The organism is Allobosea sp. P2_B12 (assembly GCF_056404835.1).
Genome location: NZ_JBFUDG010000002.1, coordinates 76,626 through 89,617, shown reverse-complemented (window position 1 = coordinate 89,617; position 12,992 = coordinate 76,626). Strand labels below are relative to the sequence as shown.

Below are 12,992 nucleotides of genomic sequence, written 5' to 3'. Positions count from 1 at the left end.
CGCCGCAGCGGCACGGCCTCGTTCAACTCCCCTCGAATCGAACGGAACGACCATGGCCAAGATCGAGCCGACCGTCGCATCGACAGCCGACGCATCCGTACCGACGACCGTCACGCCTACCCCGACCGCCCCGACCTACGGCACGCCCTATGTCGTCGGCAGCGTCGCGCCTGCGAGCGAGGCCACGCCGGCCTCTGATCCGCGCCAGCTCGACCAGCTGTCTCGCATCGAGGAGAAGGCTGCGCGCATCGAGGAGAAGTTCGCCCGCTACGAGGCTGTCCTGACCCGCGCCGAAGCATCGCTGGAGCGCAGCGCTCACAAGGTCGACGCCGCCGCCGGCACCATGGACTTCGCTGCGATCCGCGGCGAGATCGCCAGCCTGCGCGACCGCGTCGATGCGACCCCACGCGTCGCCACCCTGTTCACCACCGCGATCGTCACGGCCGTCCTCACCGTCATCCTGACGATCCTGGTGCTGCGCTTCGGCGTGCCCGGCCTGATGCCGAAGCTGCTGCCGTGACCGCGTTCAAGACGCTCGACGACGCCGACCTAGCCGGCAAGCGCGCGCTTGTCCGCGTCGACCTCAACGTCCCCATGGAGGACGGCAAGGTCACCGACACGACCCGCATCGACCGCATCCTGCCGACCATCCGCGAGATGTCGGCCAAGGGCGCCAAGGTCGTCCTGCTCGCCCATTTCGGCCGGCCCAAGGGCCGTGACGACAAGAACAGCCTGAAGCAGGTCGTCCCGGCGCTCGCCCATGCGCTCGGCCAGCCCGTCACCTTCGTGTCCGATTGCATCGGCGAGGATGTGGCCAAAGCCGTTTCCGGCGCCAAGAACGGCGAAGTCCTGCTGCTCGAAAACACCCGCTTCCATGCCGGCGACGAGAAGAATGATCCGGAATTCGTGAAAGCGCTCGCCGCCAATGGCGACCTCTTCGTCAACGACGCCTTCTCGGCTGCCCATCGCGCCCATGCCTCGACCGAAGGCCTCGCCCATGTGCTGCCAGCCTTCGCCGGACGCACGATGCAGGCCGAGCTCGAAGCACTCTCGGCCGGCCTCGACAACCCAGCTCGCCCGGTCATGGCGATCGTCGGCGGCGCAAAAGTCTCGACCAAGCTCGAGCTGCTCGGCAACCTCGTCCGGAAGGTCGACGTCCTCGTCATCGGCGGCGGCATGGCCAACACCTTCCTCGCCGCGCGCGGCGTCGATGTCGGCAAGTCGCTCTGCGAGCATGACCTGGCTGCCACCGCCCGCGAGATCGAGGAGAAGGCGAAAGCCGCCGGCTGCGAGATCATGCTGCCGGTCGATGCGCTGGTCGCCCGCGAATTCAAGGCCCATCCCGGCCACCGCGTCATCCAGATCGGCGAGATCGCCGCCGACGAGATGATCCTCGACGCCGGCCCGCTCAGCGTCGCCGAGGTCGTGCTCAAGCTGAATTCGGTGAAAACGCTAGTCTGGAACGGACCGTTCGGCGCCTTCGAACTGCCTCCCTTCGACACCGCCACCGTCACCGTCGCCAAGGCGGCGGCCAAGCGCGTCAAGGCCGGCACGCTGGTCGCGGTCGCCGGTGGTGGCGACACCGTCTCCGCCATGAACCATGCCGGCGTCGCCGACGACCTCACCTATGTCTCGACAGCGGGTGGCGCCTTCCTCGAATGGATGGAAGGCAAGGCCCTCCCGGGTGTCGAAGCGCTGCGGAAGCGCTGACGGGCTTTCGCTCTGTCCTTGCGGTAGGGCGTGTTTATGCTATGTTCTCGCACATGAGCGAGAATGTGCAAACAGCGATGTTTGAAATCCTGAAGAAAGTTCAGGCAGACCTGACGTCGTTCAGGGTTGAAACGAATGATCGTTTCGCACTGCTCGAAGACCTCGTCCGCAAGCAGCGCCGCGACACCGCCGGCCTCCTCGTCATGGCGAAATCCGTCACCGGTAATTTCGACGAGGAACTGGCAGCCATCGAGGAGCGTGTGCGGGTTCTGGAAGCGCGCGGCCGCTGATTTTAAGGGCCTTTTCCGCTTTCGCTTTACCTTTGTCGCAGTTGGCTTTTAAACGCTCCCCATATCCATTGCCTCAAGGGGAGTACCATCGTGGCCCGCATCACGCTCCGTCAGTTGCTCGATCACGCCGCCGAAAACGACTATGGCGTGCCCGCCTTCAACATCAACAACATGGAGCAGGCGCTGGCCATTATGGCCGCAGCCGACGCCACCGACGCCCCCGTCATCATCCAGGCCTCGCGCGGCGCGCGCTCCTACGCCAACGATATCATGCTCAAGCACATGATGGACGCGGTCACTGAGATCTACCCGCATATCCCCGTCTGCGTGCATCTCGACCACGGCAACGAGGCCGCGACCTGCATGACCGCGATCCAGGCCGGATTCACCTCGGTGATGATGGACGGCTCGCTTCATGCCGACGGCAAGACCCCGGGCGACTGGGACTACAATGTCGGAGTCACCCGGCAGGTCGTCGAGATGGCCCATCTCGGCGGCATCTCCGTCGAGGGCGAGCTCGGCGTGCTCGGCTCGCTGGAATCCGGCGAGGGCGAAAAGGAGGATGGCCACGGCTTCGAGGGCAAGCTCTCCCACGACCAGCTCCTGACCAACCCCGACGAAGCCGTGAAGTTCGTCGCCGAGACCAAGGTCGATGCGCTCGCCATCGCCATGGGCACCTCGCACGGCGCCTACAAGTTCACCCGCAAGCCCGACGGCGCGATCCTGGCGATGAACGTCATCGAGGAGATCCACAAGAAGCTGCCGAGCATGCATCTCGTCATGCACGGCTCGTCTTCGGTGCCGCAGGATCTCCAGGACATCATCAACCAGTATGGCGGCAAGATGCCCCAGACTTGGGGCGTACCGGTCGAGGAGATCCAGCGCGGCATCAAGCACGGCGTCCGCAAGATCAACATCGACACCGACAACCGCATGGCGATGACCGGCCAGATCCGGAAGATCCTCTCCGAGAACCCCGGCGAGTTCGACCCGCGCAAGTACCTGAAGCCCGCCATGGAGGCGATGACCAAGCTCTGCAGCTTGCGCCTCAAGGAATTCAACACCGCCGGCCAGGCCAGCAAGATCAAGCGCATCGCGACCACCGCCGAAATGGCCAAGCGCTACGCCAAGGGCGAGCTTAACCCGACCTTCGGCTCGCCGAAGGCGGCTTGAGGCACGACACATCGCGGTTAGAGCGCGGGGAACCCCTCTCCTGTAAGGAGAGGGGCAGGGGAGAGGTGACGGCCGCTGAACCAGTGTGATCCCTGCCCCGAAAACAAGAGGCGGCGAGGTCACGGTCAAAGCGGCCAACGGCCGTCCCCTCACCCTACCCTCTCCCTATGGGAGAGGGTTCCTCGCGCTCGACCTTACAGGCGCAACGACAAGACCTGCCGCGTCAAACCCCGATCTTCCCGCCGCCCCTCCTGGTGATCGCCACCACGGACGGCCGCACCGGCATGTCCGGCTTGAAGTCGGGCCAGCGCGTCGAGAGATCCTCGTAATAGGAGCGGCGGCCGAAGGCCGGCCAGTCCGGGCCGTCGTCGCCGGGGTGCTGCACGGCCACGAAGGCCGTCGTGTCGTCGGGCGTGAAGCAAGGTCCGCAGAGTTCTGCGCCGTGGGGCACGCGGTAGAATAGCTTCGAGGTGCGCCGCGCAGCGCCGTCTGTATCCACCGCCCAGAGCCCGTCGGTGCGGCCGGTCACGTCGGGGCCGTTGCCGTCGGTCGAGACCCAGAGCCGCCCGGCGGAATCGACCACGGCATTGTCGGGCATGCCGAACCAGCCATTCTTCGTCGTGTCGGTAGAGAAACTGGCTCCGACTGTCGCGACAGCCGGATCGCCGCATTTCAGCAGGATCTCCCAGCGCCCCTTGGTCGCGGTGTGGTCGCCGCCATCCTCGCTGATCTCGATGATATGGCCGAAGGCGTTCTTCGCGCGCGGGTTCGCCGCGTCAATCTGTTCGTCCTTGCGGCTCGTATTGTTGGTCAGCATTACATAGACCTTGCCCGTGATCGGATTCGGCGTGATGTCCTCCGGGCGGTCCATCTTGGTGGCGCCCAGCAGGTCGCCGGAGCGACGGGTCTCGATCAGCACGTCGGCCTGGCTCTGGAAGCCGTTGGCGGCCGTGAGCGGCCCTTGGCCGAAGACCAGCGGCAGCCACTCCACGGCGCCGTCGGCCGAGAATTTCGCGACGTAGAGCGTGCCGGAATCGAGCAGGTCGAGATTGGCGGCGCGGTTGTTCGGGTCGAAGCGCCCCGTCGTGACGAATTTGTAGACATAGTCGAAGCGCTCGTCGTCGCCGAGATAGACGACCACCCGCCCGTCCCTGGCCACGACATTGTCGGCGCCTTCATGCTTGCAGCGGCCGAGCGCCGTGCGCTTCTTCGGCACCGAATTCGGATCGAAGGGATCGACCTCGACGACCCAGCCGAAGCGGTTGGCCTCGTTGGGCTCCTTCGAGAGCTCGAAGCGTTCCTCGAATCGGCCCCAGGCATAGGGAGCCGACGGAATCGCCATGCGCTTGTAATTGGCCTCTTCGCGATGGCCGTCCGGCAGCTTGCCGGAGAAATACCCATGCACGTTCTCCTCGCCGGTGACGAAGGTGCCCCAGGGCGTCATCGCGCCCGAGCAGTTGTTGAGCGTGCCGAAGACCTTGCGGCCGCTGGCGTCGGCGCTCGTCTTGACGCGGTCGTGGCCGGCGACGGGCCCCGAGAGCTGCATCTCGGTCGCCACGGTGATCCGGCGATTGTACTTGGAATCCTTCACCAGCGCCCATTTTCCGTCGGTGCGGCGGATCTCCGCGACGGTGGCGCCATGCGCCATCGCCTCGATCCTGAAGCGCTCGGGCGTCGCGTTCTTCAGCACCGGCTTGCCGTCCTTCATCTCGACGACGCCGGGGAACATCAGATGCGGGTTGGTGTATTCGTGATTGACGAAGAGCACGCCATGCCCGGATGGGTCGGCGGCGCCCGGCATCGGCAGGTAGCCGACGAAGTCGTTGTTGTAGCCGAACTGCTTGGCCTGGGCCTCCGGCGTCTGCTTTGCCGGGTCGAAGGCCGGCGCATCCGCCGTGATCGGATCACCCCAGCGCAGCAGCACATCGGCGTCATAGCCCTCGGCAACATGGTGGTCGGCATCGACGCCGACCTCGACCTCCTTGAAGGCGAAGGCGGACTTCGCACCTTGCGCCTGCGCCTGATCGGCTGTCTCAAGCGCCAGCGTACCCACCGTCGCCGAGATCGCCGAAACCGCGAGCGCGCCCTTGAGCAGCCCGCGGCGCGAGAAGCGCTGCGAGATCAGCTCGCCCATCGTCGCGTTGTCGCTCAGGTTCCGTGGCTCGGCATCCTCGTGCTCCAGCATGCTGGCGCCGAAGGTCGATTCGTATTGCGTCTCGTCGCTCATGGGGTCGTTCCTGACGAAGCTTCAGATTGGCATTGGAGGAAATCCAGCGATAGGAGGCAGCGGTGACGCTGCGGTGACAATTCCCGCCGCAAGGCGCGCCCGACATGCCGGCCTTCCGCCAGGGCCCTTCCGGCCGGGGGCGCTTTCTGATTGAAGGGGCACCCGCCTCGCCGCTTACCGCTGCTCCCGCCGCAAGTCTTGCCTGTCGATAGGTCTTGCATGTCGATCGTCTTCTCAGCGCTGGTCGCGACCTTCGTCGGCTTCTCGGCTTCCGTCGCGGTCGTGCTGGCCGCGACGCAAGCCGTCGGCGCGACGCCCGCCCAGGCGATCTCCTGGATCGCCGGCCTCGCTCTTGCCCAGGCCGGCGCCGGCATCTGGCTGTCCTGGCGCTATCGGATGCCGATCATCTGCGCCTGGTCGACGCCGGGCGCCGCGCTGATCGCCGCGACGAGCGGGCTCGACATGGCTGCCGCCGTCGGCGCCTTCCTGCTGGCGGCCGTGCTGATGATGCTGACCGCCGCCTTCCGTCCGCTCGGCGCGCTGATCGAGCGGATTCCGATGCCGGTCGCCGCCGCGATGCTCGCCGGCGTAATCTTCCGCTTCGTTGTCGCGGTCTTCGACGAGATGCGGCTTTCGCCCGGCCTCGTCCTGCCCCTGCTCGCGGTTTTTTTGGTGGCGCGGCTGATCAGCCCGTTCCTTGGTGTCATCGCGGCGCTCCTGACCGGCATTGCCCTGAGCTTCGGCCTCGGTCTGGCGAGCTGGCCTGCCGGCGCGTTCACACTCAGCGGCCTCGAATTCGTCACACCGCGCCTCGATATGGCAGCCATGCTCGGCGTCGGTATTCCGCTTTATCTCGTCACCATGGCGGCGCAGAACCTGCCTGGCTTTGCCGTGCTGCGTGCGGCTGGCTATCAGCCGCCGACAGCGGCCAGCCTCTTCGTCACGGGCCTCGCCTCCTTCCTGACGGCGCCGTTCGGCGCCCATATGGTCAATATGGCCGCGATATCAGCCTCGATCTGCACCGGACCCGACACGCATCCCGATCCGGCCCAGCGCTGGAAGGCCGGCGTGCTCTATGGGCTAGCCTATCTCGCCGTCGCCGCCTGCGCCGGGCTTTTGCTCGCCCTGATCGTCGCGATGCCCAAGGCGCTGATCGTCGCGGTCGCAGGGCTGGGCCTCGTTGGCTCGCTCACCGGCGCGCTCGGCCAGGCGATGTCCTCCGACAGGGAACGCTTCGCCGCCGTCATCGCCTTTGCCGTCGCCGCCTCCAGCCTGACGCTGTTTGGGGTGGGATCGGCCTTCTGGAGCCTCGTTGCCGGCCTCGGCGTCTTGACATTGGACGCGGTCGCGGGCCGTTTGCGCGCATCATCATGACCACACAGAACCCACCCACCCGCCTGATGCTCGTCACCCCGCCTGTGGCGGATGCCGATGCGATGGCCTTCAAGCTGATGCAGGCCCAGGCCGGCGGCGATCTCGCAGCCGTGCTCCTGCGCCTGACCGAAGGCGACGAGCGCAGCCGCATCGAGCGCGTCAAGCGGCTCGCCGGCCCGGTCCAGGCCGCCAATGTCGCGCTGGTCGTCGAGGCCTCCGCGATGGTCGCCGCGCGCGGCGGCGCCGACGGCGTGCACCTGACCGGCGGCCCCGAGGCCATCGCCGAGGCGCGTTCCAGCCTGAAGGGCGAGCGCATCATCGGCGCCGGCGGCATTCGCGCCCGCCACGACGCCATGGATATCGGCGAGGCAGGCGTCGACTATGTCATGTTCGGCGAGCCGCGGCCGGACGGCAGCCTGCCGCCGCTGGCGGCTGTGATCGAGCGCGCCGGCTGGTGGGCCGAAATCTTCGAGACCCCTTGCGTCGCCTATGCGCCCGACCCTGAATCCGTCGCCGCCCTGGTCGAGACCGGCGCCGAATTCGTCGCGCTCGGGGCCTGGGCCTTCGAGGAGAGCCGCGACATCCGCGCCCTCGTCGCGGAGGCGAACGAGGCCATCGCAGCCCGCGTCGCGCGAAAAGCAGCCAGATGAGGCGCGCGCGCCGCGGCCTCGCAAGCCGTCTGCTATCGAGCGGCCTGCTGCTGCTCGCCGGCTTCTCTTCGCTGACACTTCCTGCGACCGCCGCCGAGCGCGATCTTGCCTATGCCGCCTACCAGACCGGCCATTACCGCCGCGCGCTGTCCGAAGCCCTCAAGCGCATCGAGGCCGACAGCACCGACGCCGCCGCGATGACGCTGGTCGGCGAGATCTACCGACAGGGGCTCGGCGTGCCGGCCGATCAGAAGGTCGCGACCGAATGGTATGAGCGCGCCGCCGCGCGCGGCGACATCAACGCCACCTATGCCCTGGCGATCGCGCTGCTCGACGACGCCAGCAGCCGCCGCGACCCGGCCCGCGCCGGCACATTGCTGCGGCAGGCGGCCGCCGCCGGCAATGCCGCGGCCAACTACAATCTCGCCTTGGCCCTGCTCGCCACCGGGCAGGCCGAGGATGACTCGCGCGCCGTGGCAAGCCTCGAGATCGCGGCGAAGGGAGGCATCGGCGACGCGATGTATGCGCTCGGCACGCTCGCCAAACAGGGACGCGGCCTGCCCAAGAGCGATGTCGTCGCTGCCGAGTGGATGGCGAAATCCGTGCAGACCGGCAACATCCCTGCCGAGGTCGAATACGCGATCATGCTGTTCAACGGCACCGGCGTCGCCCGCGACGAGACCGCCGCCGCCAGGCTCTTCCTGCGCGCCGCAGGCAAGGGCAACCCGATCGCGCAAAACCGCATCGCGCGGCTCTACCAGATCGGGCGCGGCATCCCGCCGGACTCGATCGAGGCCGCGGCCTGGCATTTGGCGGCACGGGCGCGCGGCCTCGACGACCCGGCGCTGGGACAGCTTTTCGACCGCCTCACACCCGAGCAGCAGAGCCGCGCCGCCCGTCTCGCCGCCGACCGCATCGAGGGTGCGGCCTTGACGTCGCCCTGACAGGCGAGCAAGTGACCGGTTGAACATGAAAAGCCCTCATCCTGAGGAGCGAGCCCGCAGGGATCGCGTCTCGAAGGATGCTCGCCGAGGCTCCGGAATCATCTGGAGCATCCTTCGAGACGCCGCTTTCGCGGCTCCTCAGGATGAGGGCTCGATTTTATGGCCGGCATCTCGTGCAGAGAGACCGGCCGGGGCGTCTGATGGGCGCGAACGAGGTTTTTGATGATCCGCTCCCCTCTGATGACCGTGATGACCGACGCCGTGATGAAGGCGTCCCGCTCGCTGAAGCGCGATTTCGGCGAGGTCGAGAACCTGCAGGTCCTCGCCAAGGGTCCGGGCGACTTCGTCTCGAAGGCCGACACCAAGGCCGAGGAGATCATCCGTGGCGCGCTGGAGAAGGCGCGTCCGGGCTATGGCTTCGTCATGGAGGAGGCCGGCAGCGTCGCCGGCACCGACGAGAGCAACCGCTGGCATATCGACCCGCTCGACGGCACCCACAACTTCCTGCGCGGCATCCCGCACTGGAACATCTCGGTGGCGCTCGAGCGCGACAACCAGTTCATCGCCGGCGTGATCTACGACGCCGCCAAGGACGAGCTCTTCATCGCCGAGAAGGGCAAGGGCGCCTATGTCAACAACCGCCGCATGCGCGTCTCCGGCCGCCGCGAGCCGACCGAGATGCTGATCGGCATGGGCGTGCCGCATATCGGCAAGGGCGGCCACCCGCTCTTCCTGCGCGAGCTCGGTGCCGTGATGACGCGCTTCTCCAATGTCCGGCGCATGGGCTGCGCCGCGCTCGACATCGCCTATGTCGCCGCCGGCCGCTTCGACGCCTGGTGGGAGCGCGACCTCAACACCTGGGATTTCGCGGCGGGCGCGGTGATGATCCGCGAGGCCGGCGGCACTTTCGGCACGCTCGACGGCAAGCAGCCGACGATGGCGCGCGACATCATCTGCGGCAACGAGATCGGCGAGCCGGCCCTGCGGGCGGCACTCAAGACGGCCTGAACGGCGCGGCTGCGACGCCGCCGAACGCCGCGCCGTCGACATCTCGTCATATGTCTTTGATCTTTCGCGCTTGATCATCGCGGCATGGGAAGCGACAGTCCCGACCCGGCAGGGTGGCGAACGGAAGACGAAGCATGGCGAATGAGGACTTTGCGGCCGAGAGAGAAACGGTCGCGCCGGCCCGGGAGGAGACCCGCTTCTCGCGGCCCCTGCGCTACGTCATCCGCTCGGTTCTGTTTCTCGCGCTGATCGGCTTCCTCGGCTTCATCCTGCAGGCCGGGCTGGTCACGGCCTTCATGACCAATCCGGGCCTGAACGGCCTGATCCTCGGCTCGCTGCTGGTCGGCGTGCTGATCGCGCTGCGCGAACTCTGGCGCATCCACTCGGAAGCGCGCGCCGTGACGCGGCTGGCTGCAGCGCCGGCCCAGGCGCTGATCAGGCGCGGGCAGGTCATCGCGCCGCTCGGCCCCGTCCTGGCGTCGCTTGAGACCCGCAGCCTGGCACCGTCCCAGGCCGCGACCGTGCTCGAATCGATTGCGATCAGGCTCGACGACGGGCGCGAGGTGCTGCGTTATCTCGGCGGGCTTCTGGTCTTCCTCGGCCTGCTCGGCACCTTCTGGGGCCTGCTCGACACGGTCTCCTCGATCGGCAACGTCATCAAGTCGCTGCGCACCGGCGCCGAGGCCGGCGTGCTGTTCGACGAACTCAAGGCCGGCCTCGCCGCCCCGCTCGCCGGCATGGGCCTGTCCTTCTCGTCCTCGCTCTTCGGCATCGCCGGCTCGCTGATCCTCGGCTTCCTCGACCTGCAGGTGGCACAGGCCCAGCGCCGCTTCCGCAACGAGGTCGAGAGCTGGCTCGGCACCCGCATCGCCACCCTCGCCGGCTCGGGGCTCCAGCCGCTCACCGGCGACCCGCTCGCCGACAGGCTCGACCGGCTCGGTGCCGCGATGGCCGAGAGCGGCGCCAACAACCGCGCCGCGACCCAGGCGCTCGCCAGCCTGGCCGAAGGCATCCAGGGCCTCGTCCAGCACATGCGCTCCGAGCAGCAGCTCATCCGCGACTGGGTCGAGGCGCAGGCCGGCCGCGAGAAGGATCTGAAGCGGCTGCTGGAACGTCTTACCGCCGACAACGTGATGGAGCCATGATCGTGCTTCTCCATCCTGCCCCGACTGTGCCGTCATCCCGGGCGACCGCAGGGAGACCCGGGATCCATTCCGGAACAGTTCAGGAATGGATCCCGGGTCTGCGCTACGCTTCGCCCGGGATGACGGCGTGCTTGAACTGCCGGGCGCGGCTCTAGGAGAGAGAACGACCATGGCCCTCTCCCGCTCCCACCGCCGCGACGAGGTCAATTTCTGGCCGGGCTTCGTCGATGCGCTGTCGACGATGCTGATCGGCATCGTCTTCCTGCTCTCGGTCTTCGTGCTCGGCCAGTTCTTCCTCTCGCAGGAGCTGACCGGCAAGGACACCGCGCTCGACCGGCTGAACCGCCAGATCTCCGAGCTGACCGACCTACTGGCGCTGGAGCGCTCCTCGAACCGGCAGGCGCAGGAGAACCTGACCCTGCTGCAATCCTCGCTGACCCGCGAGCAGAGCGAGCGCGGCCGCATCCAGGACATGCTGAACGCCCAGCCGGGCAACACGGCCGCCCAGCTCGGCGAGGCCCAGAAGGCGCTCGAAGCCGAAAAGCAGCTCTCGGCCCGCGCGCAATCGACCGTCGACATGGTCAACCAGCAGATCGTCGCGATGCGCCGCCAGCTCGCGGCGCTGGAGGAGGCGCTGGGCGCCTCCGAGGCCAAGGACAAGGAGCAGCAGGCGCGCATCTCCGAGCTCGGCTCGCGGCTGAACGTGGCGCTGGCCCAGCGCGTGCAGGAACTGGCGCGCTACCGCTCGGACTTCTTCGGCCGCCTGCGCCAGGTTCTCGGCACGCGGCCCGACATCCGCGTCGTCGGCGACCGCTTCGTCTTCCAGTCGGAGGTCTTCTTCGATGCCGGCCAGGCCGTGCTGAAGCCGGAAGGCCGCGGCGAGCTCGACAAGCTCGGCACCGTCATCGCCGATCTCGGCCGCGAGATGCCGCCCGACATCCCCTGGATCCTGCGCGTCGATGGGCACACCGACAACCGGCCGATCCGCAACAACCCGCTTTACCCGTCGAACTGGCACCTTTCGTCCGGGCGCGCCATCGCGGTGGTCGAGTACCTGATTACCAAGGGCATCCCGGCCGACCGCATCGCCGCCACCGGCTTCGGCGACAACCAGCCCCTCGACGTCGCCAACACCGACGACGCCTGGCGCCGCAACCGCCGCATCGAGTTCAAGATCACCGAGCGGTGAGGCACTTGATGCCTGACGATCGCGGCCATCGCCGGCGCTCCCCCCGCTGGAAGGTATTGGCGCTGATGCTCGCCCTTGCCGGCGGCCCCGCGCTTGCCGAGCCGCGCGTCTCGACCGTCGAGGATTGCGCCCGCTGCCATGGCGAGGACGGCATCGCCCGCGACACCGAGGTGCCCCACCTCGCCGGCCAGAACGAGCGCTACCTCTTCAACCAGATGATGGCCTTCCGCTCCGGCAAGCGCGTCCACAAGGAGATGCGCTACATGGCGCGAAATATGAGCGCCGAAGAGATCGCGGCACTCGCCGCCTATTATGCGGCATTGCCGCCGCGCTGAGCCGCGGCCACCACGAGAAACGGGGACAGATGCCATGCCGACAACCGAACCCGCCGACGCCGCGCAACGCCGGGCCATGCCCCTGACGGTCTGCTACCCCGTCGAGACCCTGCCGGCGCCGGACATGGCGCTGCTCGGGCGCGCCCGGCAGCACCTGACGAAGATCGACGAGGTCGTCGTCGCGCCGCGCGATGCCTCGGCCTTCCATGTGCCGAAGGGGCATTTCGTCCGCATCGTCAGCGTCGAGGGTCCGCAGGTCGGCGATCTCAATCTTTGGAATGCTAACGACCTTTCCGAGCGCTTCTTCAGCGGCAAGACCCGTGCCCTGCACGCGACCCATGTCACGACCGGGAACCGGCTCTGGAGCAGCCTGCCCTGCTTACGGCCGATGGCGACGATCACGCATGACACGCTCGGCTGGTATGGCTGGGACGACGATGGCGGCGGCATCCACGATGTCATCGGCACGCGCTGCGACCCCTACACCAATCGCCTGCTTTCAGGCGGCGACTATCACCATTGCTGCCATTCCAACCTGACGCGGGCGCTTGCCAAGGCGAAGGGAATGCCGGTGAAGGAGGCCGAAATGCATGTCCATGACGTGCTCAACGTCTTCATGTGCACCGGCTTCACCCGCGACACGCATCAGTACTTCATGAAGGCGAGCCCGGTCCGCCCGGGCGACTATCTCGAACTCTTCGCCGAGATCGACCTGCTCGGCGCACTCTCCGCCTGCCCCGGCGGCGATTGCAGCACCACGCATTCCAGCGACGCGGCCGCCTGCCACCCGCTCAAGGTCGAGATTTATCGAACCGAGCCGGAGCTGCTGGCGGGCTGGGTGTCGCCGGAGCCGAGCGCCTATCCACGCACGCATGGGATGACGGGGTGAACGAAGCCCTCTCCGTCATGGGCGGCCTTGTGCCGACCATCCACGTCACCCGTCGTAG

At 67.5% G+C, this 12,992-nt stretch carries 13 protein-coding genes; 12 read left to right on the top strand and 1 reads right to left on the bottom strand.

Annotation, left to right across the window (positions count from 1 at the left end):
* Positions 1-52: 52 nt before the first annotated feature.
* The 4 genes from AC1DYU_RS05640 to fba all read left to right on the top strand — a co-directional run bounded on the left by AC1DYU_RS05640 (position 53) and on the right by fba (position 3,173).
* Entirely contained in the window at positions 53-520 is a 468-nt protein-coding gene (locus tag AC1DYU_RS05640) for a RagB/SusD family nutrient uptake outer membrane protein (RefSeq protein ID WP_158484304.1), read from the top strand.
* The gene (locus AC1DYU_RS05635; protein WP_476790781.1) at positions 517-1,710 is read left to right on the top strand and encodes a phosphoglycerate kinase; all 1,194 of its coding nucleotides are present in this window, start codon (positions 517-519) and stop codon (positions 1,708-1,710) included. The genes AC1DYU_RS05640 and AC1DYU_RS05635 overlap by 4 nt, the downstream gene beginning before the upstream one ends.
* A 53-nt stretch (positions 1,711-1,763) precedes the next feature.
* Complete coding sequence (locus AC1DYU_RS05630) at positions 1,764-2,000, top strand: hypothetical protein (protein WP_476790780.1); 237 nt, start codon at positions 1,764-1,766, stop codon at positions 1,998-2,000.
* A gap of 90 nt (positions 2,001-2,090) precedes the next feature.
* On the top strand, positions 2,091-3,173 hold the full coding sequence (fba, locus tag AC1DYU_RS05625; RefSeq protein WP_476790779.1) for a class II fructose-bisphosphate aldolase: 1,083 nt from the start codon (positions 2,091-2,093) through the stop codon (positions 3,171-3,173).
* A 223-nt stretch (positions 3,174-3,396) separates the two neighbouring features.
* Here the strand turns inward: fba and AC1DYU_RS05620 are convergent, their stop codons facing one another.
* Complete coding sequence (locus AC1DYU_RS05620) at positions 3,397-5,400, bottom strand: PhoX family protein (protein ID WP_476790778.1); 2,004 nt, start codon at positions 5,398-5,400, stop codon at positions 3,397-3,399.
* Between the two features lie 219 nt (positions 5,401-5,619).
* On the opposite strand from AC1DYU_RS05620, the gene AC1DYU_RS05615 reads away from it, so the two are divergent.
* The 8 genes from AC1DYU_RS05615 to AC1DYU_RS05580 all read left to right on the top strand — a co-directional run bounded on the left by AC1DYU_RS05615 (position 5,620) and on the right by AC1DYU_RS05580 (position 12,934).
* Positions 5,620-6,774, top strand: coding sequence for a benzoate/H(+) symporter BenE family transporter (locus AC1DYU_RS05615; protein ID WP_476790777.1), 1,155 nt, complete (start codon positions 5,620-5,622; stop codon positions 6,772-6,774).
* On the top strand, positions 6,771-7,424 hold the full coding sequence (locus tag AC1DYU_RS05610) for a thiamine phosphate synthase (protein ID WP_476790776.1): 654 nt from the start codon (positions 6,771-6,773) through the stop codon (positions 7,422-7,424). Before AC1DYU_RS05615 ends, AC1DYU_RS05610 begins: the two co-directional genes overlap by 4 nt.
* The gene (locus AC1DYU_RS05605) at positions 7,421-8,368 is read left to right on the top strand and encodes a tetratricopeptide repeat protein (RefSeq protein ID WP_476790775.1); all 948 of its coding nucleotides are present in this window, start codon (positions 7,421-7,423) and stop codon (positions 8,366-8,368) included. The genes AC1DYU_RS05610 and AC1DYU_RS05605 overlap by 4 nt, the downstream gene beginning before the upstream one ends.
* A 222-nt stretch (positions 8,369-8,590) precedes the next feature.
* Positions 8,591-9,376: an inositol monophosphatase family protein gene (locus tag AC1DYU_RS05600; protein ID WP_158484314.1), complete on the top strand. Its 786-nt coding sequence runs from the start codon at positions 8,591-8,593 to the stop codon at positions 9,374-9,376.
* A gap of 134 nt (positions 9,377-9,510) precedes the next feature.
* On the top strand, positions 9,511-10,521 hold the full coding sequence (locus AC1DYU_RS05595; protein ID WP_476790774.1) for a flagellar motor protein MotA: 1,011 nt from the start codon (positions 9,511-9,513) through the stop codon (positions 10,519-10,521).
* Positions 10,522-10,690: 169 nt separating this feature from the next.
* Positions 10,691-11,710, top strand: coding sequence for a peptidoglycan -binding protein (locus AC1DYU_RS05590; RefSeq protein ID WP_158484315.1), 1,020 nt, complete (start codon positions 10,691-10,693; stop codon positions 11,708-11,710).
* Between the two features lie 8 nt (positions 11,711-11,718).
* Positions 11,719-12,045, top strand: coding sequence for a c-type cytochrome (locus AC1DYU_RS05585; RefSeq protein WP_476790773.1), 327 nt, complete (start codon positions 11,719-11,721; stop codon positions 12,043-12,045).
* Between the two features lie 34 nt (positions 12,046-12,079).
* Complete coding sequence (locus AC1DYU_RS05580) at positions 12,080-12,934, top strand: urea carboxylase-associated family protein (protein ID WP_476790772.1); 855 nt, start codon at positions 12,080-12,082, stop codon at positions 12,932-12,934.
* Positions 12,935-12,992 lie beyond the last annotated feature (58 nt).

Coding starts and splice junctions, on each gene's coding strand:
- AC1DYU_RS05630 (WP_476790780.1), top strand. CDS start 1,764: ATGAGCGAGAATGTGCAAACAGCGATGTTTGAAATCCTGAAGAAAGTT.
- AC1DYU_RS05620 (WP_476790778.1), bottom strand. CDS start 5,400: ATGAGCGACGAGACGCAATACGAATCGACCTTCGGCGCCAGCATGCTG.
- AC1DYU_RS05615 (WP_476790777.1), top strand. CDS start 5,620: ATGTCGATCGTCTTCTCAGCGCTGGTCGCGACCTTCGTCGGCTTCTCG.
- AC1DYU_RS05600 (WP_158484314.1), top strand. CDS start 8,591: ATGATCCGCTCCCCTCTGATGACCGTGATGACCGACGCCGTGATGAAG.
- AC1DYU_RS05595 (WP_476790774.1), top strand. CDS start 9,511: ATGGCGAATGAGGACTTTGCGGCCGAGAGAGAAACGGTCGCGCCGGCC.
- AC1DYU_RS05585 (WP_476790773.1), top strand. CDS start 11,719: ATGCCTGACGATCGCGGCCATCGCCGGCGCTCCCCCCGCTGGAAGGTA.
- AC1DYU_RS05605 (WP_476790775.1), top strand. CDS start 7,421: ATGAGGCGCGCGCGCCGCGGCCTCGCAAGCCGTCTGCTATCGAGCGGC.
- AC1DYU_RS05610 (WP_476790776.1), top strand. CDS start 6,771: ATGACCACACAGAACCCACCCACCCGCCTGATGCTCGTCACCCCGCCT.
- AC1DYU_RS05590 (WP_158484315.1), top strand. CDS start 10,691: ATGGCCCTCTCCCGCTCCCACCGCCGCGACGAGGTCAATTTCTGGCCG.
- AC1DYU_RS05640 (WP_158484304.1), top strand. CDS start 53: ATGGCCAAGATCGAGCCGACCGTCGCATCGACAGCCGACGCATCCGTA.
- AC1DYU_RS05580 (WP_476790772.1), top strand. CDS start 12,080: ATGCCGACAACCGAACCCGCCGACGCCGCGCAACGCCGGGCCATGCCC.